This window comes from Xylophilus sp. ASV27, from assembly GCF_016428875.1.
GTDB lineage: Bacteria > Pseudomonadota > Gammaproteobacteria > Burkholderiales > Burkholderiaceae_C > Xylophilus.
In genome coordinates this window covers 1-250 of the sequence record NZ_JAELTO010000449.1, presented here as the reverse complement: position 1 = coordinate 250, position 250 = coordinate 1, and the positions used below count along the sequence as shown (strand labels likewise).

Sequence of the window (250 nt, the reverse complement as noted above, 5' to 3'; positions counted from 1 at the left end):
TGCTGGCGGACTTCCGCCGCGTGCTGCTGTAAGGAGACCGCACCCATGGCAATCATCGACATCAAGGTGCCCGACATCGGCGACTTCGCCGAGGTGGGCGTGATCGAAGTACTGGTCAAGCCCGGCGCCGACCGCGACCTGGTCAAGGTCTGGCAGAAGATGAACGCGCCGCGCTTCGACAACATCATGCTCAAGACCAGGACGGTAGGCGCCAAGGCCACCGACAAGGGCATCGAAGTCACCTTCGAAG

The 250-nt window shown here is 62.4% G+C and carries 1 protein-coding gene; it reads left to right on the top strand.

What is annotated here, in order from left to right:
- Positions 1–45 precede the first annotated feature (45 nt).
- The coding region (locus JHD63_RS23740) for a hypothetical protein (protein ID WP_198973216.1) at positions 46–250 on the top strand (205 nt) is incomplete at its 3' end.